Raw genomic sequence first — 25973 nt, forward strand, 5'->3', positions numbered from 1 at the left:
GTATCTTCGGCTGTCCCGGCTCAGTGCTCGTCGCGCTCGGGCTTCGGGTCGCCGTACTTGGCGATGATGGCCATGGCCAGGCGCTTCTTCGGGATGCGCTGGTCCATCGAGGTCTTCTGGATCCAGCGGAACGCGCCCTGCTCGGAGAAGTCCGCCTTGTCCATGAGCAGTCCCTTGGCACGGTCGACGAGCTTGCGCTCCTCCAGGGTGTCCTGGGCCTTCTGCAGGTCCGCCTGGGCCTTGGCCAGCTCCTCCTTGGTCTCCTTGAGCTTGTTCTCGCTGCGCTCGACGTTGTCGAGCAGGTCGTTGATCTCGGCGAAGCGCCCCATGGCCACCTCGAGCGCGGGGATCAGCTTGGACTCCTCGTACGGCTTGGTCACGTAGGCCATGGCGCCGGCGCCGGTGGACTTCTTGACGAGGTCCGGCTGCGAGAACGCGGTGAGCATCACCACGGGGGCGATGTTCTCGTCGCAGATCAGGCCGGCGGCGGTGATGCCGTCCATGCGCGGCATCTTGACGTCCATGCACACCACGTCCGGGCGCTTGGCACGGGTGAGTTCGACGGCCTCCTCGCCGTTGGCGGCCTCGCCCACGACCTCGTAGCCGTTGTCCTCGAGCATGCCGACGAGGTCCATGCGGTTCACGGATTCGTCCTCGGCGACCACGACGGTGCGCTTGCGGCCCTCCTGCGGCTCCTCGGCGGCGGTCTCCTTCGGCTCCGCGGCCTCATGCGCCACGGCCTCAAGCTCCGCCTCGGTCAGCACGGGCTCCATCTGCGGATCCTGTTCAGCGGTTTTCCTAGCAGCCATGCCAGTTCCCTTTCCTAGCTTTCGTTTCGACGTTCGAATGTCCTTTGGTGATTTTAACGCATAATCGCCCACGCCGTCGGCACGACGTGCCACGGCGGGGGCGATGACGCGCATGGGGACGGGCAGGATCAGGCCTCCGGCTCGTCCTCCCCTTCGGACAAGCCCGCGTACAGACGTTGGATCGCGATGATGGACTTCGCGTCGATGATGGTGCCGTTGAGCACCATCCTCATCGCCTCGTCGACGGTGTACAGCCGCACCTCGGAACGGGGCGTCTCGGGACCGATCTCGGTGCGGGCCGCCGGGGTGAGACCGGTGGCGTAGTACAGCGACGTGTACATCGTGGAGAACCCCGGCGCGCCGATGTAGCGCGCGATCTGGCTGAAGCGTTCGGCCTCGTAGCCGCCCTCCTCGTGCAGCTTGCGCCTGGCGACGTCGAGCGGGCGCTCGTCCGGATCCTTGGCGTGGCCGCCGGGGATCTCCAGCGTCCAGCGGTGGATGGGCACACGGTACTGTTCGACGAGGGGCAGCCTGCCGTCCTCGGTGACGGCGAGCACGGCGACCTCGTCTCCGTTGTTCACATGCACGATGGTGCGTTCGATGCTTCCCGCCTGGACGGATTCGAGTTTCACGCGATCGACGTTGAAGTAGTGGCTGGCGAGAATCTGCTCTCGGGACTCCTCCTTGAGCGGGGAAGGCCGCCAGGGGTCGAATTGACGATGCGTTTCGTTGGTCATGATCCCTCCTAGGTGGGTTCCCGTCGATGGGGACCCGTGATTCATTGTAGTTCCGCCGGGGGCCGCATCCATGGAGGGCGCGCTGGACGCATGTCGAATGGCCCGGGTCGCCGGATTGTGCTACATTGTCACGAGTGCGTCCGCCCGGTCGGCCGCGCGGATACGCCCCCGTATCCCAATTGGTAGAGGAAGCAGCCTCAAAATCTGCGCAGTGTGGGTTCGAGTCCCACCGGGGGCACGGCTTGGAATCCCCCGCAACCGCAACGGCCGCGGGGGATTTTCGTTATCCTCGCCGGCCGGCCGGATCCGTTTCGGGCATCACCGTCCCGCTTCGACGCGCACCGACGCCGCCCCGCGACGCCGACGAGGTCCTCAGCCCACAACGAACGCCATATGCAAGGAACCCCTGCCGTCGATACACGGCAGGGGTTCCTTGCATACCGACCCGTTCCCGGATCAATCCGGGGACGAATCATACCGGCCTATGCACCGGGACTGCGGGAATCAGTCGCAGGCGCCCACGGTGTGGACGTAGATGGAGTCGGTGCTGCCCGGCTGATGCTCGCCCTGGGCGGAGCTCAGGATGACGATCTTGTCGCCGTCAACGACCTTGCCGGCGTCGCGCAGCAGCTTGTCGGTGAACACCATGAGGTCCTTGCGGGACTTGTCGTGGTAGTCCTCGTCGAGCAGGAAGGCCTCGGTGCCCCAGGAAAGGGCCAGCCAGTGGTAGGTGTGCTCGTTGTTGGTGATGCCGTAGATCGGGGCGGCCGGACGCTCGCGGGAGACGCGGTGCACGGTGTTGCCGGTCTGGGTGTAGGCGACGATGGCCTTGGCGTTGAGCTTGTCGGCCAGGTCGACGGCGGCGGAGGAAACGGCGCCGGTGGAGGACATGTCCAGGTTCTTCAGGGCCGGGATGCGGTCGAAGCCGTGCTCGGTGGCGAAGCCGGAGATGCGGGACATGGTGGCGACGGTGACGGCCGGGTACTCGCCGACGGCGGTCTCGTTGGAGGTCATGGTGGCGTCGGCGCCGTCAAGCACGGCGTTGGCGCAGTCGGAGGCCTCGGCGCGGGACGGGACCGGGGAGTGGACCATGGAGCCCAGGACCTCGGTGGCCACGATGACCGGCTTGGCGTAGTGGCGGGACAGCTCGATGATGCGCTTGGTGGCCAGCGGGACCTCCTCGAGCGGGCACTCGACGGCCATGTCGCCACGGGCGGCCATGATGCCGTCGAAGGTCTTGACGATGTCCTCGAGGTTCTCGAGGGCCTGCGGCTTCTCGATCTTGGCGACGATCGGGATGCGGCGGCCTTCCTCGTCCATGATCTCGTGGGCGCGGTCGATGTCGGTGGCGAAACGCACGAAGGACATGGCGATGATGTCGGCGCCGGTGCGGATGGCCCAGCGCAGGTCCTCCTCGTCCTTCTCGGTCAGGGCCGGCAGGGAGACGGCGACGCCCGGCAGGTTGATGCCCTTGTGGGAGGACACCGGACCGGCCACGACGACCTTGGTGTACACGTTGTTGCCCTCGACCTTGGTGACCTCGAGGCGGACCTTGCCGTCGTCGATGAGGATCGGGTCGCCCGGGTGGCAGTCGCCCGGCAGTCCCTTGAAGGTGGTGGAGGTGATGTGCTCGTCGCCCTCGACGTCGTCGGTGGTGATGACGAACTCCTGGCCTTCCTTGAGCTGGACCTTGTCCTCGCCCTCGGCGTTCTTCTTGAACCAGCCGCAGCGGATCTTCGGGCCCTGAAGGTCGACCAGCACGGCCACGTTGCGGCCGGCAGCCTTGGAGGCCTGACGAACGTTGTTGTAGACCTTGAGGTGGTCCTCCGGGGTGCCGTGCGAACGGTTCAGGCGGGCCACATCCATGCCGGCCTCGACGAGGCTGGTGATGCCTTCGAGGGACTCGCTGGCGGGGCCGATGGTATCGACGATCTTGGCTTTGCGCATGTTGCCTATTCCTAACTATTGCAAGGGACGCGGGCCGGATGGCCTCACGTTTTCCACGGAACAGTGTACTAGCTTTCGCCTGTTCCTTCCAGTTTTTCCCCCGGTGTGTTGTTAGCGCTCACAACCCAATTGCGGCAATACAAAGAACGCCCACGGAGATTCCCTTTTCAGGGAATTCCGTGAGCGTTCTCATAGAATTCACCGGACCGACGGGCCATTCGCCGGCCGTCGGCCCCGACCGGCCGTCACGCCGACGTCACTCGCCGTCCGCGCCGGACTCCACGGCGGGCTTCGAGCCCTTGCCCGCGTCCATCGCCTTCATCTTGGCGACCGACGCGAGCGCCGCGCCGCCGATCGCGACGACGATCACGGCCAGCGACAGCCATGTGGGCACCTCGGGCACCCAGTGGACGCCCTCGCCGCCGTTGATGAACGGCAGCGTGTTGCCGTGCAGCGCCTCCATGACCAGCTTCACGCCGATGAAGCCGAGCACGACGGACAGGCCCAGCGGCAGGTAGACGAGCTTGTCGAGCAGGGCGCCGAGCAGGAAGTAGAGCTGCTGCAGACCCAGCAACGCGAACACGTTCGACGTGAACACCAGGAACGGATCCTTGGTCAGGCCGAAGATGGCGGGAATCGAATCGAACGCGAACATCACGTCGGTGGTGCCGATGGTGAGGAACACGATGAGCATCGGGGTCCAGTAGCGCACGCCGTTGCGGGTGGTCCTGAGCTTCTCGCCGTCGTACTCGTCGGTGATGCGGATCACCTTGCGCAACGCGCGGATGAGACCGTTCTCCTGATACTCCTCGTCATCGTCGCCGCCGAGGACCAGCTTGACGGCGGTGTAGATGAGGAACGCGCCGAAGATGAAGAACACCCATGTGAAGCGGCTGATGAGCGCCGCTCCGATGAGGATGAACACGCCGCGGAAGATCAGCGCGATCGTGATGCCGACGGACAGCACGTACTTCTGGATCTGCTTGGGCACGGCGAAGTTCGACATGATGATGACGAACACGAACAGGTTGTCGATGGACAGCGAATACTCGGTGAGCCATCCCGAATAGAACTCGATGGCGGGCTTCGAACCGGCGAAATACCAGATGCAGCCGCCGAAGATCAGCGCCATGACCACGAAGAACGCGATGTGCTGGACGCATTCCTTCGTGGAGGGCACGTGCGGCCTGCGTCCGATGACGAACAGGTCGACGATGAAGAACAGGGCAAGCACCACGAACGTGGCGATTTCGAATGCAAGAGGGGTTTCGGCCATGATTCCCTACCCTAACGCATCAGCGTGACGGAAGGACGACGGGCCGATCCCGACTCACTTGTTCGCCTCCGCGTTACGTGCGACGCTCGCGACGCTACCGCTGCTCACGTCCCGCAATCAAGGACGACCTTCGGTCGGCCCATCATCGGCTCACTGTCGTTCGCCTTCGCCTGCAAACGCCTCCGGCGTTTGATTGACGGCTCAGCCACGGAGGCTCACTTGTTCGCCTCCGTCATCTGCCGCAGTTCCTTTTTGAGGTCGCGGATCTCGTCGCGCAGACGGGCGGCGAGTTCGAACTGGAGCTGTTCGGCGGCGGTGTGCATCTGCTCGCTCAGCTGACGGATCAGGTCGGCGAGATCCTGCGCGGGCAGACCGGCCTTGAGGATCTCCTCGTGGCGCCGGTCCGCCTCCTCGGCGTTGAACGAGGGCACGCCCAGATGCGTGTTGCCGGCCTTGCCGGCGTTGCGGTAGCCGCCTTCGAGCAGGGTGGCCGTGTCCACGTCCTCCTTGGCGAGCATGTCGTTGACGTCGCTGATCTTCTTGATGAGCGGCTTGGGGTCGATGCCGTGCTCCTTGTTGTACGCGATCTGCCTCTCGCGGCGGCGTTCGGTCTCGTCGATGGCCTTGCGCATCGCCTCGGTGACCTCGTCCGCGTACATGATGACCGTGCCGGACACGTTGCGCGCCGCACGGCCGATGGTCTGGATGAGCGAACGGTAGGAGCGCAGGAAGCCCTCCTTGTCGGCGTCGAGGATCGCGACGAGCGACACCTCGGGCAGATCGAGGCCCTCGCGCAGCAGGTTGATGCCGACGATCACGTCGATCTTGCCCTCGCGCAGCATGCGCAGCAGTTCGACACGGCGCAGCGTGTCCACGTCGGAATGCAGGTACTCGACCTTGATGCCCCGCTCGAGCAGATAATCGGTCAGATCCTCGGCCATCTTCTTGGTGAGCGTGGTGACCAGGGCGCGCTCCCCCTTCGCCACACGGTCCTTGATCTCGGCGAGCAGGTCGTCGACCTGCCCCTCCACGGGACGCACCTCGACCTTCGGGTCGAGCAGGCCGGTCGGGCGGATGATCTGCTCGACCACGCCGTCCGACAGCCCCAGCTCGTAGTCGCCGGGGGTGGCGGACAGGTACACGGTCTGGCCGACGCGCTCAAGGAACTCCGGCCATTTGAGCGGACGGTTGTCCATCGCCGAGGGCAGGCGGAAGCCGTGTTCGACGAGCGTGCGCTTGCGCGACGCATCGCCTTCGTACATGGCGCCGATCTGCGGGACCGTCACGTGCGACTCGTCGATGACGAGCAGGAAGTCGTCGGGGAAGAAGTCGAGCAGCGTATGCGGCGGCGTGCCGGGCGCGCGGCCGTCGAAATGCCGCGAATAGTTCTCGACGCCGGAGCACACGCCCACCTGGGTAAGCATCTCCAGATCGTAGGTGGTGCGCATGGTGAGGCGCTGCGCCTCCAGGTCCTTGCCCTGCTTCTTCAGTTCCGCGACGCGCGCGTCGAGCTCCTCGCGGATGGTCCTCAGCGCGCGTTCCATGCGCTCCGGGCCGGCCACGTAATGCGATGCGGGGAAGATGTGCACCTGGCTCTCATGGTCGATGACGTCGCCGGTGAGCGGGTGGAGGGTCGAGATCCGGTCGATCTCGTCGCCGAAGAACTCGATGCGCACGGCGAGCTCCTCGTACACGGGGATGATCTCCACCGTGTCGCCGCGCACACGGAACGTACCGCGCGTGAACGCGATGTCGTTGCGTTTGTACTGCATGGCGACGAACCGCCTCAGCAGCTGGTCGCGGTCGATCCGCATGCCCTCCTTGAGCAGAAGCATGCGCCCCGCGTACTCCTCCGGCGTGCCCAGTCCGTAGATGCATGACACGGTGGCGACGACCACGCAGTCGCGGCGGGTGAGCAGGTTGGCGGTGGCCTGATGGCGCAGACGCTCCACATCGTCGTTGATGTTGGAGTCCTTCTCGATGTAGGTGTCGGTCTGCGGGATGTACGCCTCGGGCTGGTAGTAGTCGTAATAGCTCACGAAATAGCTCACCGCGTTGTCCGGCATGAGTTCGCGGAATTCGGCGCACAGCTGCGCGGCGAGCGTCTTGTTCGGCTCGATGATGAGCGTCGGGCGTTGGAGCCGTTCGATGAGCCACGCGGTGGTCGCGGTCTTGCCGGTGCCGGTGGCGCCCATGAGCACCACGTCGTTCTCGCCGTTCTCGATGCGCGTGGCGAGCTCCTCGATGGCCTGCGGCTGGTCGCCGCTCGGCTTGTACGGCGATTTGACGACGAACGGACGGTCCTCACGCTCGATGTTGAATCCCATCACTGCTCCTTCCGCACGGCGCTCCATTCGGCATACAGCCTATCAACCTCGTCGAACATCCGTTCGAGCGGCTGCGTGGAGTCGATGACGGCATCGGCGATCGCCTCGCGTTCGGCGCGCGTCGACTGATGGCGGATGCGCGCCTCGGCCTGTTCGCGCGTCATGCCGCGCGTGGCGATCATACGCGCGACGCGTACGTCCTCCGGCGCCTCGACCGTGACGATATGGTCGAAACGGAAGGGGATGTCGCCGATCACTTCGGCGAGCAGCGGCACGTCGTGCACGACGACGATTCCCCGCCCGCCCGGCTCCCGCGCGGCGTTCCGGACCGCCTCCACGGCCCGGTCCTCCCGCCGTCGCGCCTCGGCGTAGATCAGCGGATGCTCGATCGCGTCGAGACGCTCCCGCGCGCCGGGCTCGGCGCCACGCCCGAACACATGGTCGGCGACCCAGACGCGATCCAACGTGCCGTCCGCCGCGATGGCGGCGTCGCCGAACTCGCGCGCGATCGGCGCCAACGCCGCTCCCCCGCGTCCCGTGATCTCATGCGCGATCGCGTCATAGTCGATGTGCAGCGCGCCGTCCCCACGCATCCGCGCCGCCACCGTGCTCTTGCCCGCGGCGATGCCCCCGGTCAACCCGATACGGATCATGTTCCCCTCCCCATCTCGCTCCCATGGTGCGGCGAAGCCCCATGATGCGGCACGTGGAAACGGCTTGATTCCGCTGTCATGCGGAAAACGTGTCGCCGCACCATGGGAATCGGCCGGCATATTCGCATGTATACGTATATACGACGAAACCCGGCCCATGACGGACCGGGTTTCGTTCAGGCATTACGCCGTGGATTCAGGCTTGGAGCCGGAACTCACTTGCCGAGCAGCTGGTCGCGCAGGGCGGCGAGCTGGTCGGAGTCGGCGAGGGTGCCGGTGGAGGTGGACTCGGAGGAGTAGTTGGAGGTCTCCTCGACCTTCTCCTCCTTGGGGCCCTGGCCGTCGGCGGCGGCGGACTCGTCCGCGTGCTCGAGCTCCTTGGCCACGAACTCCTTGTGCTCCTCCCACAGCTGGTGGGCGGCCGCGTACTGGGACTCCCACTCCTCGCGCTGCTTCTCGTAGCCGGCGATCCACTCGTTGGTGTTCGGGTCGAAGCCTTCGGGGTACTTGTAGTTGCCCTGCTCGTCGTACTCGGCCGGCATGCCGTAGATGGCCGGATCGAAGTCCTCGGAGTTCGGGTCGACCGAATCGTTGGCCTGCTTGAGGGACAGGGAGATGCGGCGACGATCGAGATCGACGTCGATCACCTTGACGAACACGATCTCGCCCGGCTTGACGACGGTCTCCGGGTTCTCGACGTGACGGTTGGCGAGCTCGGAGATGTGCACCAGGCCCTCGATGCCGTCCTCGACGGAGATGAACACGCCGAACTGCACGATCTTGGTGACCTTGCCCTTGACGATCTGGCCGGGGACGTGGGTGCGGGCGAAGCGCTGCCACGGATCCTCCTGGGTGGCCTTGAGCGACAGGGAGATGCGCTCGCGGTCCAGATCGACGTCCAGCACCTCGACGGTGACCTTGTCGCCGACCTTGACGACCTCGGACGGGTGGTCGATGTGCTTCCAGGACAGCTCGGAGACGTGGATGAGGCCGTCCACACCGCCGAGATCGACGAAGGCGCCGAAGTTGACGATGGAGGACACGACGCCCTCGCGGATCTGGCCCTTCTTGAGCTGCGAGAGGAAGGTCTCGCGGACCTCGGACTGGGTCTCCTCGAGGTACTGGCGACGGGACAGGACCACGTTGTTGCGGTTCTTGTCGAGCTCGAGGATCTTGGCCTGGATCTTCTGGCCGATGTACGGGGACAGGTCGCGCACGCGACGCATCTCGACCAGGGAGGCCGGCAGGAAGCCGCGCAGGCCGATGTCCACGATGAGGCCGCCCTTGACGGCTTCGATGACGGTGCCCTCGACGACGCCGTCGGCTTCCTTGATCTTCTCGATGTCGCCCCAGGCGCGCTCGTACTGGGCGCGCTTCTTGGACAGGATCAGACGGCCTTCCTTGTCCTCCTTGGTGACGACAAGGGCCTCGACGGTATCGCCGACCTCGACGACCTCGTCCGGATCGACGTCCTTCTTGATGGAAAGCTCGCGGGAGGGGATCACACCCTCGGTCTTGTAGCCGATATCCAGGAGGACCTCGTCGTGATCGATCTTGACGACGGTACCCTCGACCAGATCACCATCATCGAAGTTCTTGATGGTGGAATCGACTGCCTTGATGAAGTCCTCTTCGGTGCCGATGTCGTTGATGGCGACCTTGGTGACCTCAGTATTGTTCTCTGCCATGTAGGTAATGGTTTCTCAATAGATGGATGGATAATTACTCGTTATTCAGTTATGAATGCGCCCTATGGACACGCGAATTCCCACCATACAGTCAGCCATGCCCAAAATCCCGGGCGTGTCGCGAGGGAGACCCGGGCGCGACGCCCCGGAACCCCCTCGTCGGCGTCGTCGCCCGGCGGGCCGTCGGAGCGTCAGGCCTCGTCCCCGGCGTTCGCCCGGCGCTCCGCCATCTCCACCACGTTGGCCAGCAGCATGGCACGGGTCATGGGACCGACGCCGCCCGGGTTCGGCGAATAGGCGGAGGACTTCTCGTGGCACGCCTTGTCGATGTCGCCCTTGACCCGCCAACGGCCGGCCTCCTCGTCGAAGACGCGGGAAACGCCGACGTCGAGCAGCACGGCGCCGTCCTTGATCATGTCCGGCTTGACGAATCCGGCGGAGCCCATGGCGGCGACGATCACGTCGGCGCGGCGCATGTGGTCGGCGACGTCGCGCGTGCCCGTATGGCACAGCGTGACGGTCGCGTTGACCGAGCGTCGGGTGAGCATGAGGCCGATGGTGCGCCCGATGGTGATGCCGCGGCCGAGCACGCACACCTCCTTGCCGTCGAGGTCGATGCCGTAGGCGTCGAGCAGTTCGATGCAGCCGCGGGGCGTGCACGGCAGCGGCGTGGTCAGATCGCCGCGCACATGCAGCACGAGTTCGCCGAGGTTGTACGGGTGCATGCCGTCGGCGTCCTTGGCCGGGTCGATGAGGTCGATGATCGCGTTCTGGTCGATGCCCTTGGGCAGCGGCAGCTGGACGATGTACCCGGTGCAGGCGGGATCCTCGTTCATCTCGCGCACCACGGCGGCGATGTCGTCGAAGGACGCGTCGGCGGGCAGTTCGTGCTTGATGGAGCGGATGCCGACCTCGGCGCAGTCGGCGTGCTTGCCGGCCACGTACTTGACCGATCCGGGGTCGGAGCCGACCAGCAGCGTGCCCAGGCCGGGCTCCACGCCCCGCTCCTTGAGACGCGCGACGCGCTCCCCCAGCTCGTGCTTGATCCGTGCGGCCGTCGCCTTGCCATCGAGTTTCGTGGACATGTCACTCCTTCTGTATGCCGAACGTGTCGTCGATGCGCCCGAACGCTACTACGATTAGGTAACATGTCGGTTTCGCCCGGGGATGCCGGAGGCGGGCGCACGGCGGGGACCGATGCATCGTCAAGGGTCGGAGGGTTCACATGGGTTCGCATACGCATCATCGCATCCGTTCGCTGGCGAAGGCGGCGGCGCTGGCGGCGGCGGCCGCGCTCGTCGCCGCGTGCGCGGCGTGCGGCTCCGGCGACGTCGGCGACGGACGATCGTCCGGGACGCCGGCGCAGGAGGCGCGCACCGGCGTCATCGACGTGGTCGCGTCGGTCAACCAGTGGGGCTCGCTGGCCGCGGAGATCGGCGGCAAGGACGTGAAGGTGACGTCGGTGCTCTCCTCCACCGGCGTGGACGCGCACGATTTCGAGCCGAAGACCTCGGACCTGGCCGGGCTCTCCAAGGCGGAGATCGTGGTGGCGAACGGCGCCGGGTACGACACCTGGGCCACGAAGTCGCGCGGGCCGGATTCGACGCTGGTCTCGGCCGCCCAGATCGTGGGCGCGATGGACGGCGACAACCCGCATCTGTGGTTCTCGAAGGACGCCCGCGCCGGCATGGCCAAGGAGCTCGCGGACGCGTTCTCCAAGGCGCGGCCGAAGAAGCGCAAGGCGTTCGCCGCGAGGCTCAAGGCATGGCAGTCGCGCGAGAAGGGGCTCGACGCGCGCATGAAGGACTTCGCCGACACGCACAAGGACCTCACCTATGGCGCGACCGAGACCGTGGTCTACTACCTCATGAGCGACATGTCCTTCGAGGACGTCACGCCGAAGGGCTACACGCAGGCGGTGTCGAACGGCGGCGAGGTGGCCCCGGCCGACCTGCAGACCTTCCGGACGCTCATCGAGAGGAAGCGCCTCGACGTGCTCGTCAACAACACGCAGGAGGCCTCCGACGCGACGAACATGCTCACGGGCGCCGCCGGCAGGTCCGACGTGCCCGTCGTGGACGTGAGCGAGCAGATGCCGAAGAAGTACGACACGCTCGTCGACTGGATCGGCGCGTTGGCCGACGGGATCTTCACCGCCGTCGACCCCGACTACGGCAAGGACGGCACGGCGGACGGATGCACGGCCGACGGCACGGGCTCCGACGGCACGGGCACGGACGGCGCCTCGGACGGCGACGGCGAGGAGGGCGGAACCGGCAAGACGACGTGCGATGCCTCCGGCGACGGATCCGACAGCGATTCCGACGGCGGCTCCGGCAGCTCCGGCTCGGCTTCCTCCGACGGCGTGAACACCGGCGAGGCCAGCGACGACGGGACCGGCGCCGCCCAGCCCGACCCCGGAAAGTAACGGGAGCGCCCGGACACGCCGTCCGGGTCCGGGCCCGTTCCGCAATTGAGAACGGTTGTCAACATCATTTGCGATAATCCCTTCGGTGCGCCGCATGGACGCATCCCAGACACGCACTTCGGGGAGGCTCGGGCATGGCCGAACGGATTCAGGACGCGATCGTATTCCGCGACGCGGCGATCAGACGCGGGGACAGGATCATCTGGCAGCATGGCGACTTCGCCATACCCGCCGGTTCCGTCACCGCGATCGTCGGCACGAACGGCACCGGCAAGACCACGATGATGAAGGCCGAACTGGGCCTGCTGCCGCTCGCCTCCGGATCGGTGAGCGTGCTCGGCCGGCCGGCGGGGTCGGCGAACGCGGACATCGGCTACGTGCCGCAGAGCTACACCTCGGACATCGATTCGAACCTCACCGCCGAGCAGTCGGTGCTGCTCGGCCTGACCGGAACGCGCTTCGGCATCCATCCGGTCACGCGCGCCCAACGCGCCAGGGCCCGCCGGGCCATGGCGTTCGTCGGCATCGAGGACAAGGCCCCCTACCGGCTGTCCGAACTGTCTGGCGGCCTGCGCCAGCGCGTCGCCATCGCCCAGGCCATCGTCTCCGACCCGAAGCTGCTCATGCTCGACGAGCCGCTCGCCAACCTCGACCTGGCGTCCCAACGCGCCGTCGCCCATCTGCTCGCGCGGCTGAACCGGGAGCTGGGCATGACCATCCAGGTGGTGGCGCACGACCTCAACATGCTGCTGCCCATCCTCACCGGCGCGGTGTACCTGCTCGACGGCCATCCGCACTACGCGGACATGCGCAAGGTGCTCGACTCCGATCTGCTCACCCATCTGTACGGCACGAACGTGCAGGTGGTGACCACGCCGCAGGGCGACATGTTCGTCACCCCGACCCCGGACGAGCCGGACGGCCAGCCGCTGGACATGCACACCGCCGCGGAGGTCGCGGAACTGCACCATCACGCGCACACCCCGGTCATGCACGCGCACGGCGGGAACGACACGAATCCGAGGAGGTAACGGATGAGCCACATCGATTTCAGCTTCGACCCGAACTGGCTGGACACGCTGTCCGCCCCGTTCATGGCGAACGCGTTCCTCGCCGGGCTGTGCATCGCGTTCGCGGCGGGAGTGATGGGATACTTCACCATCGCGCGCCAGTCGACGTTCGCCGCGCACGCCCTCGCGCACATCGGCCTGCCGGGCGCCACCGGCGCCGTGCTGCTCGGCCTGCCGGTCTCGCTGGGGCTCGGCGTGTTCGCCCTGGGCGGCGCGCTCGTGATCGGCGCGCTCGGCAAGCGCGTCTCCGAACGCGAGATCGCCACCGGCACGGTGCTCGCCTTCGCCACCGGCCTGGGCCTGTTCTTCGCGCGCCTGTCCAGTTCCGCCTCCCAGCAGATGCAATCCATCCTGTTCGGTTCGATCCTGACGATCACAAGCGCGCAGATCGTCGGCTTCGCGGTGTTCGACGTGGTGCTGCTGGCCGTGCTGGCCGTGATCTACCGCCCGCTGCTGTTCAGCTCGCTCGACGAGCAGGTGGCGCAGGCCAAGGGCGTGCCGATCGGCTGGATGAACGTCGCGTTCATGGCGATCATGGCGGGCGTGATCACGATCGCGGTGCCCGCCGTGGGCACGCTGCTCATCTTCGCGTTGGTCATCACGCCGGCCGCGGCGGCGAACATCCTCGCCGCCTCGCCGCTGAAGGCCATGGTCGTCGCGGGCCTGATCTGCCTGGCGTCGATATGGGGCGGCCTCGTGCTGGCCGCGATGTTCCCCGCCCCGCCGAGCTTCGTCATCGTGACGATCTCGACGCTGTTCTGGGCGGCGGCGAAGGCCGTCGAGTCCCTCCGTCGCCGTTAGCGCCCGTCGTCAGGCGCTAACGGACGCGTTCCACCAGCGCCGAAGCGACCGCGGCGACGCCCTCGCCACGACCGGTGAACCCCATGCGGTCCGTGGTGGTGGCGGTCACGGACACCGGGCATCCGACGGCCTCGCCCAGCGCATGGGACGCCTCGGACCGCCGCGGGCCGATCTTCGGCCGGTTGCCGATGACGGCGACCGACGCCGAGACCGGGACGAACCCCGCCCCGCGCAGCACGTCGACGGTCTCGCGCAGCATCGCCGCGCCATGCATGCCGGCGCCATGCGCGTCGGCCCCCACGCCGAACAACGAGCCGATGTCGCCCAGCCCCGCGGCGGCGAGCAGCGCGTCGATGAGCGCGTGGGCGGCGACGTCGCCGTCGGAATCCCCCTCGATGCCGGGGCCGGCGCCGGGCCATTCCAGACCGGCGAGCCACAACGGCGTGCCCGAATCCGGATCGGCGAACCGGTGTGCGTCGAAACCCTGCCCTATGCGCATTCGCGTCGCTCCTTCGTTTCCTGTCCCTTCCGCACGCCCCGGGGCGGCCGGATACGAAAACAGGCCCCGCACGGGGCCTGTACGTCCGCAGCGCGGCCCTACGGCCGCGTCACTTCCTGCGGGTCTTCTTCTTCGCTGCGTCGAGGCGGGCCATCGTGTCGGAGGCCGCCTCCTCGGGGGCCTGCGTGTGGTGCTCGTCGTCGCCGGGCTGCGGCTCGCTGTAGCCGAGGTTCACGTCGAGCAGGCGCTGCGCCTCGTCCTCGTCGATCTTCTCGGACAGGGCGATCTCGGAGGTGAGGATGGAGCGGGCCTTGGTGAGCATGCGCTTCTCGCCCGCGGACAGGCCGTGCTCGTCGACGTCGCGCTGCGCCAGGTCGCGCACGACCTCGGCGATCTTGTTGACGTCGCCGGTCGCGATCTTCTCGACGTTGAGCTTGTAACGCCGGGACCAGTTCATCTCCTTCTCGACGATCGGGGTGCGCAGGATCTCGAAGACCTTCGCCACCTCGTTCGCGTCGACGATGTCGCGCACGCCGACCTTCTTCGCGTTCTCGACCGGCACGTTGATCACCAGGCCGTCGGAGGACAGCACCGACAGCTGCAGGTACTCGCGGGTCTTCCCCCTCACGGTCCGCTCGGTGACCGCCTCGACCCTCGCCGCGCCGTGGCGCGGATAGACGACCATATCGCCGACCTTGTAGCCCATGAAACCTCCGCTGAATGCAGACACACAAAAAACCTGAAAAAGTATGCCATGTCCCGTGGACTTGCCGGCAGGTCGCGCCGGGACGCGCCACGACGCGCCATATGCCCCGATGACAACGTTTGTGGCCGTACACTAATGGGCATGGCTACTAACACGAACATCAATGACGATACCGTTGCCGTGCCCGTGAACCAGGGCGACCTCGATCGAGTCAGCAACGCGGAGTACCACAACCCCCACGCCATCCTCGGCGCGCACCTCGCGGTGTACCCGCACGCCGACCGAACCACCGTGCGCGTGCTGCGCCCGCTGGCCAAGACCGTCACCATCATCACCCAGGACGGCGAGTTCCCCGCCACCCATGAATACAACGGCGTATTCATCGCCGTGGTGCCCTCCACCCCGACCGAGCACGGCTTCAGCGTGCCCGACTACCGCGTCAGGACCTCCTACGAGGGCGGCACGGAGCTCGTCGAGGACGATCCGTACCGCTACCTGCCCACGCTGGGCGAGATGGACACCTACCTGTTCGGCGAAGGCCGCCACGAGCGTCTCTGGGAGGCGCTGGGCGCGCACGTGCGCCGCTACGACGACCCGATGGGCGGCGCCGACGGCACGCCCGGCGAGCAGGTGTCCGGCGTGTCCTTCGCGGTCTGGGCGCCGAACGCCCACGCCGTGCGCGTGATCGGCAACTTCAACGGCTGGGACGGCCGCCGCCACGCGATGCGCGAGCTCGGCTCCTCCGGCGTGTGGGAGATCTTCATCCCGGGCGTCGGCGCCGGCGAGGTGTACAAGTACGAGATCCTCAACGCGAACTACGAGTGGGTGCAGAAGGCCGACCCGATGGAGCGTTCGCACGAGGTCCCGCCGGCCACCGGCTCCATCGTCGTCGAGTCGACCCACGAGTGGGGCGACGGCGAATGGATGGACCGCCGCGCGAAGACCGACCCGATGGACAGGCCGGTCGCCATCTACGAGATGAACGCGCTGAGCTGGCGCAAGGACGTGAGCAACTACCGCGAGCTGGCCGACAAGCTCGTGCCCTACATCCAGAAGATGGGCTTCACCCACGTGGAGTTCATGCCCTTGGCCGAATACCCGTTCACCGGATCGTGGGGCTACCAGGTGACCGGCTACTACGCGGTCGACTCGCGCCTGGGAGGGCCGGACGACTTCAAGTACCTCGTCGACAGGCTGCACGAGGCCGGCATCGGCGTGATCATGGACTGGGTGCCCGCGCACTTCCCGAAGGACGCGTTCGCCCTGGGCCGCTTCGACGGCACGCCGCTGTACGAGGATCCGGACCCGACGCGCGGCGAGCACCCGGACTGGGGCACCTACATCTTCAACTTCGGCCGCCACGAGGTGCGCAACTTCCTCGTCGCCAACGCCTGCTTCTGGCTCGGCGAATACCACATCGACGGCCTGCGCGTGGACGCCGTCAGCTCCATGCTCTACCTCGACTACAGCCGTGAGCCCGGCCAGTGGCACCCGAACATCTACGGCGGCCGCGAGAACCTGGAGGCCATCGACTTCCTCAAGGAGGCGAACGCCACCGCGTACAAGAACAACCCCGGCATCCTGATGATCGCCGAGGAGTCCACCGCCTACCCGGGCATCACCGCCCCGACCGACGCCGGCGGCGTCGGGTTCGGCCTCAAGTGGAACATGGGCTGGATGCACGACACGCTCGAGTACCTGCACGAGGAGCCCATCAACCGCAAGTGGCACCACAACGAGATCACCTTCTCGATGGTGTACGCCTACTCGGAGCACTACGTGCTGCCGCTGAGCCACGACGAGGTCGTGTACGGCAAGGGCTCCCTGTACGGCAAGATGCCGGGCGACGGCTGGCAGAAGTACGCCGGCGTGCGCGCCCTGTTCGCCTACCAGTGGGCGCACCCGGGCAAGAAGCTCACGTTCATGGGCAACGAGCTCGCGCAGTGGGGCGAATGGGACCACGACAACTCCATCGACTGGGCCTGCCTCGACTGGGAGGACCATCGCGAGGTGCAGTCCATGGTCGCCGACCTCAACAGGCTGTACAAGGAGACCCCGGCCATCTGGAGCCAGGACTTCACGCCCGACGGCTTCCAGTGGCTCACCAGCGACGACGCCGACCACAACACGCTGAGCTTCATGCGCATCGGCAAGGACGGCGAGACTGTCGTCGTGGTCGTCAACTTCTCCGGCGAGGCGTGGTCCGACTACCAGGTGGCGCTGCCCTCCGAGGGCAAGTGGACCGAGGTGTTCACCACCGACGCGAAGAAGTACGGCGGCTCGGGCATCTCGAACGGCACGTTCGAGGCGGACGCCGGCGAATACCATTCGCGTCCGGCTTCGGCGAAAATCACCGTCCCCGCGCTCGGCGCTGTATTCTTGAAGCCGGAAGAGTGAAGCGGGGGCATTCCCCCTACTGTCTACCGGTCGAAAGGCGGCAACACGAATATGCTCAATACCACGGCACGTCAGCAGACGGCACCGCGCACGGTGCTGGTCGTGGAGGACGAACCGACGCTGGCCACGGCCATCGCGCAACGCATCACCGCCGAGGGGTGGACCGCGCGCGTGGCCGGCGACGGCGCCAGCGCCGTGCAGGCGGCCGCCCAGCTCAAGCCCGATCTGGTGATCATGGACATCATGCTGCCCGTGATGGACGGCCTCGAGGCGACGAAACGCATCGTGGCCGCCCGCCCGGTGCCGGTGCTGATCCTCACCGCACGCGACGACGAGGCGGACAAGGTCACCGGTCTGGGCGCGGGCGCCGACGACTACATGACCAAGCCGTTCTCGATGCGCGAGCTCATCGCCCGATGCAAGGCCCTGCTGCGCCGCGTGGAACGCGCGAAGGTCATCGCCAAGAACGCCGAGAACGAGAAGATCCTCGACTTCGGATCGCTGGTCATCGACCCCGCGCAGCGCACGGTGAGCGTCGACGGCGACTACGTGCACCTGACCCCCACCGAGTTCGACCTGCTCGCCACGCTGGCGCGCAAGCCGAAGTCCGTGCTCACCCGTGAGAAGCTCCTCGAGGAGGTGTGGGACTGGGTCGACGCCTCCGGCACGCGCACCGTCGACAGCCATGTCAAGGCGTTGCGCCACAAGCTCGGCCCCGACATGATCCGCACGGTGCACGGCGTGGGCTACGCGTTCGAGCCCCCGGCGCAGGGACGCTGACGGGAACGACATGCGATCCCCCGCATCCTCCCGACGAGCGGGTGCACGCGGCGAACGCGTGCGCCCGCTCGGTCTGTTCTCCTCGCTCAAGCTCGAACTGTGCGCCCTGCTCGTCTTCGCGACGGCCATCGCGTTCACCATGTGCTGGTTCCTGCTGAAGTTCGGATGGAGCGGCTGGGTGGCCATGCCGTTCACCCTGGTGGTGGCGCTGGGCATCACGTACACGTTCTCGCGCGGGCTGACGGCCCGGTTGCGCCAATTGCGCGACGCCGCCGAGGCGATGGCCGGCGGCGACTACACGGTGCGCGTGCCGATGGACGAATCCAGCCATGACGAGGTGGGCCAACTGGCCCGCTCGTTCAACGAGATGGCGGCGGAACTCCAGCACGCCGACCAGATGCGCCTCGACATGATCGCCAACGTGAGCCATGAGCTGCGCACGCCCGTCTCCGCGCTGCAGGCGCAGGTGGAGAACATGGCCGACGGCGTGACCGAACCGACGCCGGCGAACCTCGAGGGCATCCTCGACCAGACGCGGCGGCTGACCGACCTCATCGCGTTCCTGCTGGACCTCAGCCGCATGGAGGCCGGCGCGGCCAGTCTGGAGATCGAGCGTTTCGACTTCGCGGAGTTCCTGGACGACACCATCGAACCGCTCGAGATCGCCGACGGCGGCCACGCCCACGACATCCACGTGCAGGTCGCCGGGGGCATCATGCTGGAAGGCGACCAGGACCGCTTGCGCCAGCTGTTCACGAACATCATCGCCAACGCGCTGAAGCACTCCCCTGACGGCACGACGGTGCTCATCGAGGTCCATGAGGACGAGACCCACGGCACCGTGGTGACGAACGTGGTGAACTTCGGCTCCCAGATCGCCCCCGAATCGCGTTCCGACATCTTCCGCCGGTTCGTCAAGGGCAAGACGGGGCCCGGCACCGAATCGGGAGGCACCGGATTGGGCCTGTCGATCGCACGTTGGGCGGCCCAGCTGCACGGCGGCACGGTCCGCGTCGTCGACGATATGCGCGGCGCCGATTTCGAAATCACATTGCCGAAACACCATACCGCGGAGTAGCGGCCAGGGCCAGGCAGACGACCCTCGCCGCCCCGGCGGCGTCCAGCGCCGCGACGCACGAGCGCATCGTCGCCCCGGTGGTGATGATGTCATCCACCAATATGACGCGCGAACCGGCCAGACCGGCCGAACCGCGCACGCGGATACGGCCTCCGAGACGCGCCGCACGACCGCGCGCGCCGACGGTCTCCACCGCCTTGCCGCCGTCCACGGCATTCGCCAGGACGCGGCGGACCCGGGCGTCGATGCCGCTTCTGCCGCACCATGCCGCCAACGCCCGCGCCGACGGCATGAGATGCCTGCGGCCGCGCCGTCTGGTGGAACGCGCGGATGAGGGGGCCGGCACGACCAGCACACCGTCCTTCCCGGACGCCCCGAGTCTTCTCAGGACATCCACCCGTTCCGCCAGCGTGCACAGCGCCGTGGCGAACGCACGGTCGCACTCCTCGTCGCCATGGTCCTTCCACCCGAGCACCGCACGTCTGACGGCGCCTTCGTACACGGCGCAGGCGTATGCGGCGCCCATAGGACACTCCGGCATCGGCACGGCGACGGTACGGTCGAACAGCGCACGGCATGATGGGCACAGCACCTCATCGGGGGCATCGCAGCCCGCGCATCCACGGGGCAACACCAGCCCCGCCGCCATCGAGGCCCACGATCCGCCGCCCGTCATCGTGACCCACCCCCGTATTCCGCCGCGGACGCTATCTGTCTCCGGCTCGGACGCTTCGTTCAGGTGCCGGCAGCCGTTCCAGAAGACCGTCGATGAGGACGAGCGTGTCAGCCGGGCAGGTGACGGAGACGCCCCTCACACCGGCCTGCGCGGCGGGATAGTCGTTGCCGCCGGGCTCCATGCGGTCTCCGACGAAGGCCATCCGTTCCACCGGGACGCCGGTGATCGACGCGAGCTCGCGCACCGCGAACGCCTTGTCGATCCCCTGACCCGCCACATCGATGCTGGTGTAGCCCCCGGCGTGCACCTTGAGGTCGGGCAGATCGACGGCGACGGCGGCCGCGAGGCGTTCCTTGAGCGTGCCGTCCGGATCGAACGACCGCTTCGCCTCGAGCGGCGCCTGCTGGCCAAGCACGGAGAACGTGATCTGCGAACCGCGGTCCTCGATGCGCTCGCCCCACACCCGTTCGACCCACAATCCCTGTTCCCGCGCGCGGCGTTCGAGGCTGGCGCGGGCGCGGGCGCGCTGGTCCGCGTTCAGATCATGGCTGAAGACCCGCTCCCAGCGGCCGTCCTTCCATCGACGGTAGCAGGTGCCGCTGGTCGGCATGAGATGCAGGCGCGCGAGGTCCGCCGTGGGCTCGAGCACGTCGAGGATCTGGCTGACGACGAGCTCGTAGCGGCCTCCGGTGATGACGGCGACGTCGATGCGCCGGGTGAGTTCGCTGAACCGGTGGGCCATCGCGGCGGACATCGGGCGCTTGGAGTTGGCGAGCGTGTTGTCCAGGTCGAATCCGATCAGCAGCAGGCGGGCGCAGAGGGCGTCGAGGTCCCATTCGCTCCACGGTGTGATCATCATCGCCTCCTGCCGGTCCGGTCGCCCATCGTTACGTATCCTATCCTATCGTCGCACGCCCCGCCGCCGTTGCCGCAGCCTTGTCCTACAGTGGGGGCCATGTTGGAAACCCCTTGGAATGAACGCGTCTACCGCAACCGTCATGGCCGCGGCGTCAGGACGCCGATGTTCGGCACCCGTCTGCCCCGCTACCGCACCCGTTCGGGGATGTTCGACGATCTGGTCGCCGCGCATATCCGACGGCTGTCCGAGGCCTGGCCCGAACTGGTCCGCCCGGTGCAGTTCGCGGTGGAGGACGTGCCGCCCTCCGATCCCGCGCCGTGGGAGACGGAGCCGAGCGTGAATTCGCGCGTCTTCCCCGCCGACCACGGCATGCCGGCGCGCATCGTGCTGTACCGGATGCCGCTGCAGTCGCACACGCGCGGCAAGGACGAACTGCAATGGGCCATCCGCGACGAACTCGTCATCCGTCTGGGCGAGTTGTACGGGCGCAGGCCCGAGGAGATCGATCCGGATTTCGAATGGTGACCACATAGAACGGCGGAGGCGGATCCCATGGCCATACGGCCGCGGGATCCGCCTCCGCCGTTCATGCCGTCGTCCGACCTTCTGACGGCCGTCGGACGATCATCAGCCGACGATGGAGGCGTCCGGCGTGGACCGGACGGTCTCCTCGCGCACCGCGAGCGCGGTCGGCGTCACCGCGGACAGGCCGGCGGTCTTGGACTGGTCGAGTCCGCCTCCCGAAAGGCGCACGCCCCACGCCACGGTCTTCGTTTCGTCGTCGAGCATGGCGGCCGTGCCCTTGCCGTCGACGGTGACGGCGGAATTCGCCTTGATGTCGACGCTTTCGGCGTCCCCCGCCTTGCCGTCGTCGCCCATCATGGTGAGCGACACGGTGACGTCGTCGTTGCCGGTGTTGACCAGCACCAGCGTGGAATCCACGCCGTCGGGCAGGGCCATGCCGCTTGACGCCGCGGGGGCCGCGGCCGCGAGCAGGGCGAAGTCCTCCTGGCCGCCGGATCCGGACCGGGTGGCCTTGGCGGCCGCGACGACGGCCTCATCGCTGGTCACGAGGATGCCATGCGCGTTCCTGGGGGCCGTGCCGAGGTCGAACACGCCCACACGCTCCCCCTTGACCTGCTCTTTGCGGATGGAGGAGAGCCCGTCGTCGGTGACCCAGGACAGGGTGGCGTCGGTGGCGTGCTCGCCGTACAGATACAGGCGGACGTGATCGCCCTGGCTGACCGAGGGGATCGCGTTCAGCGTGGCCGTGTCGCCGGCGGGCATGGCGAAATCGGAGCCCTTCGGCGTCAGCCCGCTGGAGGAGGTCGTGCGCACGACGGCGCCGACGGGCGTGGCCCCGCTGGTGACGGTGACGTACAGGCCGTCCTGGCCGGACGCCGCCGCGGACAGGTCCACCACGGTCTCCGATTCGGCGCCGACGGTGGCGCTGCCGGCCGTGGCCAGGCTCATCGGGCCGGAGGATTTGCTGCCGGTGATCTCGATGGAGACGGTGGTCGCCTTGGAGGAGGGGTTGGCGAGCACGAGCTGCTGGCTGGTGCCGGTCGTGGTGGCGCCGAGCAGGAAGGTCTGCTTCATCGAGGGCGTCACGCAGGTCGCGGCGGAGATGCCGCGCAGGTCGCCGTCGGAGGCGTGGGAGGCGATGACGCCGGCGTGACCGGACCCGTCGCCGGCCTTGAGCAGGTTGGTGGACAGCAGGCGGGAGTAGTCGCCGTCATCCCTGACGACCATCGCGTCGCGGCTGGTCGGCTTGTCCGGAGCCTTGAGGGAGACGGTCGACCCGCCGCCGGTGAGGTCGAGCGGCGAGGACGTGGAGGCGTATACCGAACCGAACGCGGCGAGCGCGGTGGAGGAGGCAATGTCGCCGGACGAGGCGCGGTAGTCGCTGTCCCCCCAGTCGGTCGAATCGGACAGCTGCATGCGACCCGGGCAGTACGCCTCGAGACGGTGCTGGACGATCCGATGGGAGGAGGTGACGCCGCCCGGGACCGCGTCGACCATGATCTGCGGCATCTTGACGACGGCCATCAGCGCGAACGCGGCGAGCAGCAGCGCGCTCGTGACGACGGCGAGGATGATCCGCAGGGCCTTCATCGGGGTGTTCGCATGCTTCATGCCGTTTCCTCCTGACGTTCGGTCCGGTGCCGGCGGGGCACCGCCACAAGCACGTACAACAGGCTCATCACACCCAACGAGGCCAGCCATGCGACGCGCCAGGGGCTGGTTTGCATGGCACGCGCGTGCGAGGTGTCCACGCCCACCCCCTTGCCTTCGGCTGCGGTGAGACGGTAATAGGTGCCGTCGGAGGACGAGACGACCGACTGGGTGCCGTCGGAGGCGGTGACGTTGGTGGCGAGCTGGTCGTCCCCGGCGCCGCCGGACACGACGTAGATGCCGCCGAATCCGAGCTTGACGAGTTCGGCGATCGCCTCGTCGTCGTCATTGGACAGCAGCCGCGACGCGAGTTCGCCGATGCGCGCGTCCGTGGCGTCGCCCTGGCCCGCGACCTGGCGGGCGCGCCAGGCGGGCGAGGAGTCGACGAGGTCGCCGCGCGAGGTGTCCATGACCGCATAGGAGACGCCGGTGCGCGAATCCGCGTCGAGCGCGAGGATGCGCTGGTCCGGCTGGTTGTCGAGCACGTCCATCGCGACCATCGGCAATCCGGACTCGCTCACGGCCACGGCGCCCGTGACGTGGCGGGCGGTGGAGAATCCGGTCCACGCGACGACGCCCATGGCCAGCGCCGCGCACAGCAGCGCGCGTCCGCCGACGACCAGCCAGTGGCGGTCGGGGGCGGTGGACTTCGGACGATCGCCGGGCCTGCCCAACGCCACGAAGCGGCGCACGGCGCCGCCGGCCATGAGGCAGACGCACGACAGGGCGCCCATCATGGCGAGGGCCAGACCGGGCAGCACCGATCCGGCGACGGCGCCGCGCACGTCGAACGCGACCGCGACGCGGGCGGAGACGAGGCTGAGCGCGCCGCCGGCGACGATCGCGACCCACATCATGCGCGAGGCGCGCAGCGCGAACGGCAGGACAAGGGAGACGACGGCGAGCACGGTGACCGCGACGAGGACCGCGAGCGTGGCGATGCCGAAGCCTCCGGAAAGGAACTGGGCGAAGCCGGCGGCCTCGTCAAGCCCGAAGGCGCGGACGACCACATCGGTGAGGTTGAGCGCCGCGGGGGTCCCGCTGACGGACGACGAGGGGACCGTCATATCGCCGAACAGCTGGCGCCATTCGCCGCGGGAGGCGTAGCGCACGGCGGCCACGAGCGTGGGCGCGGCGAGCAGGGCGGCGGGCAGCGGCATGAGCAGCAGCATGGCGCGATGCCGCGGCACGAACAGCAGGAAGACGAGGAAGACCACGACGAGCGGCAGCAGCAGCTGGGGTTCGGCCGCCACGACCGGCATGTAGCACAGGGACGCCGCGGCGGACGCCTGCACGGAAGGCCGGGGGCGGACGGGGTCCTCGGTGTGGTACAGCCCCACGGCACGGAACGTGAACGCGAACGCGGCGGGCAGGAACACCATCACGGTGAGCATCGGCAGGTTCGCGGTGGAATACAGGCCCAGCGCAAGCGACAGCGACACCCACAGCAGGCCGGTGATGACGCGGACCGCGTCGGACCGGGTGAAGATGCCGGCCAACGCCCAGAACGCCAGCGCGCTCATCGGCGCCGCGGCGAAGAAGACGAGGGTGGTCGCGGCGGCCACATGCCCCCCGGTGACGAGCGAGGCGGCCAGCAGCACCCACAGCCACGGGGCCGGCGGCACGGCCACGCCGACGCCGACGCCCCACGTCCACTGGGTGGTGGCCGCCGCGGCGAGCTGCGCCAGGGTGGCGTCGGTGGGCAGCCACTGGGCGGAATGGAGGGACCCTCCGGACAGCGCGGTGCGGAACAGCGACCAATCGAGGCCGAGCACGGCGGCGAAGGCGACCACGGCCATGGCGGCGGCGAGGCCCCAACGCCTCACGGCGCGCATACGCAGATGGGAACGCACCAGCGGACCGAGCAGGACGGTGCCGCGCTGGTCATCGAGCGCGCGCACGCGTTCGCGCCACTGCGCCAGCTGCTCGCGCGATGCGGTGAGCATGGCCAGACGCGACTTGCTCACCTTCGTCTGCCGGGCGACCGTGCGCCGGGCGCGCAGGGCGCCGGGCAACGAGACCAGGGCGCGCCATGGCATACACAACTCGCACCAGGCCTCGTACGGGCGCTTGCCGACGAGCCGGGCCAGCGCCAGCCCCACGGCGGCGACGAGCGACCACAGCCACACGAGGGGCCAGCGCGCCATGCCGATGTCCGTGTACCGATAGCGCTGCCATGCGGCGAGCACGCCCATGGAGGGGTCGAGGGCGCCGTCCTCGTCCACGGGTCTGCCGGCACGGGTGCGCACGCCCTCGAAGCGGGCGCGGCGGTGGGCGATGCCCGCGCCGGGCACCACCACCACGCGGCCGCCGCCACGGCAGATCCTGCGGCACAGGTCCGCGCCCTGGACGTAGGTGGTGAACCAATCGGACACGCCGAACGCCTTCATCGTCTCCAACGGCACGAGCGCGCCGGCCAGGGAGACGGTGAACACGTCGGCGCGGGCGTCGTACTGCTCCTGGTCGGGTTCGCCGTCCACCACGAGCGTGTTGACGGCGTGCCCGGCGGCGTAGGCGCCCACGCCGTGCAGGCGCGTGCCCTCCCAGTCGAGCTGCTTGGCGCCGAGCAGCGACGCACCGGGCGTGTTGCGCCACGCCTCGGCCAGCTCCTCGAGACAGTATTCATCCGCCGGGCGGGAGTCGTCGTGCAGCAGCCACAGGGCGCGCGTGGAGGGGTCGAGCCGGGCGTAGGACAGGGCCTTCGACACGGCGCCGCCGAAGGAACGCGCCCCCTGGGCGCGCACGAGCTGGACGCTGACGGGCACCGTCTCGGGCACCCGCTCCATCGGCTCCGACGGCGCGCAGATCACGTCGAACGAGGTCTCCACCGGCTGTGCGGTGCCCCCGGTGCAGTCGGCGATGACGATGACGCCGGGCAGCACGTTCTGCCTGAGCACGGCCGCCAGCGTGGCGGGCAGGAAGCGCAGGTCCTCCCCCACGGCGACGACGGCCGCCACGGCGCGCTCGACGTACTGGCTGTGCGAATACGGACGGGCGGCCAATGCATCGGCCAAAACCTGACGCACGCCGCCCGTGGAAGTCTGTTCTCTGGTATCGGTCAAATCGC

Annotated in this window: 21 protein-coding genes and 1 tRNA gene; 8 read left to right on the forward strand and 14 right to left on the reverse strand. The window is 67.9% G+C overall.

Going from position 1 to position 25973, the window contains the following annotated elements; genetic code table 11:
• Nucleotides 1–20: 20 nt before the first annotated feature.
• Nucleotides 21–809: an ANTAR domain-containing response regulator gene (locus GFD21_RS07960; RefSeq protein WP_163197463.1), complete on the reverse strand. Its 789-nt coding sequence runs from the start codon at nt 807–809 to the stop codon at nt 21–23.
• A 128-nt stretch (nt 810–937) separates the two neighbouring features.
• Nucleotides 938–1546, reverse strand: coding sequence for an NUDIX domain-containing protein (locus GFD21_RS07965; protein WP_163197464.1), 609 nt, complete (start codon nt 1544–1546; stop codon nt 938–940).
• A 164-nt stretch (nt 1547–1710) separates the two neighbouring features.
• On the opposite strand from GFD21_RS07965, the gene GFD21_RS07970 reads away from it, so the two are divergent.
• Nucleotides 1711–1784: transfer RNA gene (locus GFD21_RS07970), tRNA-Leu, on the forward strand.
• A 266-nt stretch (nt 1785–2050) separates the two neighbouring features.
• Here the strand turns inward: GFD21_RS07970 and pyk are convergent.
• The 6 genes from pyk to GFD21_RS08000 form a co-directional block, all read right to left on the reverse strand.
• Nucleotides 2051–3493 (reverse strand): pyruvate kinase, encoded by a 1443-nt coding sequence (gene pyk / locus GFD21_RS07975; RefSeq protein ID WP_163197465.1) that lies wholly within the window; start codon nt 3491–3493, stop codon nt 2051–2053.
• A 256-nt stretch (nt 3494–3749) separates the two neighbouring features.
• The gene (locus GFD21_RS07980) at nt 3750–4769 is read right to left on the reverse strand and encodes a TerC family protein (RefSeq protein WP_163197466.1); all 1020 of its coding nucleotides are present in this window, start codon (nt 4767–4769) and stop codon (nt 3750–3752) included.
• Nucleotides 4770–4984: 215 nt separating this feature from the next.
• A complete protein-coding gene (uvrB, locus tag GFD21_RS07985) occupies nt 4985–7096 on the reverse strand; it encodes an excinuclease ABC subunit UvrB (protein WP_163197467.1) in 2112 nt (703 codons plus the stop codon).
• Nucleotides 7096–7749, reverse strand: coding sequence for a dephospho-CoA kinase (coaE, locus tag GFD21_RS07990; protein WP_163197554.1), 654 nt, complete (start codon nt 7747–7749; stop codon nt 7096–7098). Before coaE ends, uvrB begins: the two co-directional genes overlap by 1 nt.
• A 215-nt stretch (nt 7750–7964) precedes the next feature.
• Nucleotides 7965–9437: a 30S ribosomal protein S1 gene (rpsA, locus tag GFD21_RS07995; protein ID WP_163197468.1), complete on the reverse strand. Its 1473-nt coding sequence runs from the start codon at nt 9435–9437 to the stop codon at nt 7965–7967.
• 191 nt (nt 9438–9628) lie between these two features.
• Nucleotides 9629–10522 (reverse strand): bifunctional methylenetetrahydrofolate dehydrogenase/methenyltetrahydrofolate cyclohydrolase, encoded by an 894-nt coding sequence (locus GFD21_RS08000; RefSeq protein WP_163197469.1) that lies wholly within the window; start codon nt 10520–10522, stop codon nt 9629–9631.
• A gap of 140 nt (nt 10523–10662) precedes the next feature.
• Between GFD21_RS08000 and GFD21_RS08005 the strand changes: the two genes are divergently transcribed.
• The 3 genes from GFD21_RS08005 to GFD21_RS08015 all read left to right on the forward strand — a co-directional run bounded on the left by GFD21_RS08005 (nt 10663) and on the right by GFD21_RS08015 (nt 13736).
• Nucleotides 10663–11865: a metal ABC transporter solute-binding protein, Zn/Mn family gene (locus tag GFD21_RS08005; protein ID WP_163197470.1), complete on the forward strand. Its 1203-nt coding sequence runs from the start codon at nt 10663–10665 to the stop codon at nt 11863–11865.
• A 134-nt stretch (nt 11866–11999) separates the two neighbouring features.
• Complete coding sequence (locus tag GFD21_RS08010; RefSeq protein ID WP_163197471.1) at nt 12000–12896, forward strand: ATP-binding cassette domain-containing protein; 897 nt, start codon at nt 12000–12002, stop codon at nt 12894–12896.
• Nucleotides 12897–12899: 3 nt separating this feature from the next.
• A complete protein-coding gene (locus tag GFD21_RS08015) occupies nt 12900–13736 on the forward strand; it encodes a metal ABC transporter permease (protein WP_163197472.1) in 837 nt (278 codons plus the stop codon).
• A 16-nt stretch (nt 13737–13752) separates the two neighbouring features.
• Here GFD21_RS08015 and ispF read toward each other — a convergent pair whose 3' ends face one another.
• Nucleotides 13753–14235, reverse strand: coding sequence for a 2-C-methyl-D-erythritol 2,4-cyclodiphosphate synthase (ispF, locus tag GFD21_RS08020; protein ID WP_163197473.1), 483 nt, complete (start codon nt 14233–14235; stop codon nt 13753–13755).
• 109 nt (nt 14236–14344) lie between these two features.
• Nucleotides 14345–14941: a CarD family transcriptional regulator gene (locus tag GFD21_RS08025; protein WP_163197474.1), complete on the reverse strand. Its 597-nt coding sequence runs from the start codon at nt 14939–14941 to the stop codon at nt 14345–14347.
• 141 nt (nt 14942–15082) lie between these two features.
• On the opposite strand from GFD21_RS08025, the gene glgB reads away from it, so the two are divergent.
• From glgB to GFD21_RS08040, 3 genes are read left to right on the forward strand one after another with little or no spacing between them, the layout of a single operon-like run.
• Nucleotides 15083–17338 carry a 1,4-alpha-glucan branching protein GlgB gene (gene glgB / locus GFD21_RS08030; RefSeq protein WP_163197475.1) on the forward strand — a complete coding sequence of 752 codons (2256 nt, stop codon included), beginning with the start codon at nt 15083–15085 and terminating at the stop codon, nt 17336–17338.
• 51 nt (nt 17339–17389) lie between these two features.
• A complete protein-coding gene (locus GFD21_RS08035; RefSeq protein ID WP_163197476.1) occupies nt 17390–18118 on the forward strand; it encodes a response regulator transcription factor in 729 nt (242 codons plus the stop codon).
• Between the two features lie 10 nt (nt 18119–18128).
• Entirely contained in the window at nt 18129–19196 is a 1068-nt protein-coding gene (locus GFD21_RS08040) for a sensor histidine kinase (RefSeq protein ID WP_163197477.1), read from the forward strand.
• Here the strand turns inward: GFD21_RS08040 and GFD21_RS08045 are convergent.
• Together GFD21_RS08045 and GFD21_RS08050 are read right to left on the reverse strand one after the other, a co-directional pair.
• On the reverse strand, nt 19165–19722 hold the full coding sequence (locus GFD21_RS08045) for a ComF family protein (RefSeq protein ID WP_225431740.1): 558 nt from the start codon (nt 19720–19722) through the stop codon (nt 19165–19167). The two genes, GFD21_RS08040 and GFD21_RS08045, sit on opposite strands and share 32 nt — an antisense overlap.
• Nucleotides 19723–19903: 181 nt before the next feature.
• On the reverse strand, nt 19904–20731 hold the full coding sequence (locus tag GFD21_RS08050) for an HAD-IIB family hydrolase (protein ID WP_163197479.1): 828 nt from the start codon (nt 20729–20731) through the stop codon (nt 19904–19906).
• Between the two features lie 96 nt (nt 20732–20827).
• Here GFD21_RS08050 and GFD21_RS08055 point away from each other — a divergent pair, with 96 nt between their 5' ends.
• On the forward strand, nt 20828–21256 hold the full coding sequence (locus GFD21_RS08055; RefSeq protein ID WP_163197480.1) for a metallopeptidase family protein: 429 nt from the start codon (nt 20828–20830) through the stop codon (nt 21254–21256).
• Between the two features lie 102 nt (nt 21257–21358).
• Here the strand turns inward: GFD21_RS08055 and GFD21_RS08060 are convergent, their stop codons facing one another.
• Complete coding sequence (locus GFD21_RS08060) at nt 21359–22867, reverse strand: DUF5719 family protein (protein WP_163197481.1); 1509 nt, start codon at nt 22865–22867, stop codon at nt 21359–21361.
• Nucleotides 22864–25968: a glycosyltransferase family 2 protein gene (locus tag GFD21_RS08065; RefSeq protein ID WP_163197555.1), complete on the reverse strand. Its 3105-nt coding sequence runs from the start codon at nt 25966–25968 to the stop codon at nt 22864–22866. Before GFD21_RS08065 ends, GFD21_RS08060 begins: the two co-directional genes overlap by 4 nt.
• Nucleotides 25969–25973: the final 5 nt, after the last annotated feature.

Source organism: Bifidobacterium platyrrhinorum, from assembly GCF_010667645.1.
Lineage (GTDB): Bacteria > Actinomycetota > Actinomycetes > Actinomycetales > Bifidobacteriaceae > Bifidobacterium > Bifidobacterium platyrrhinorum.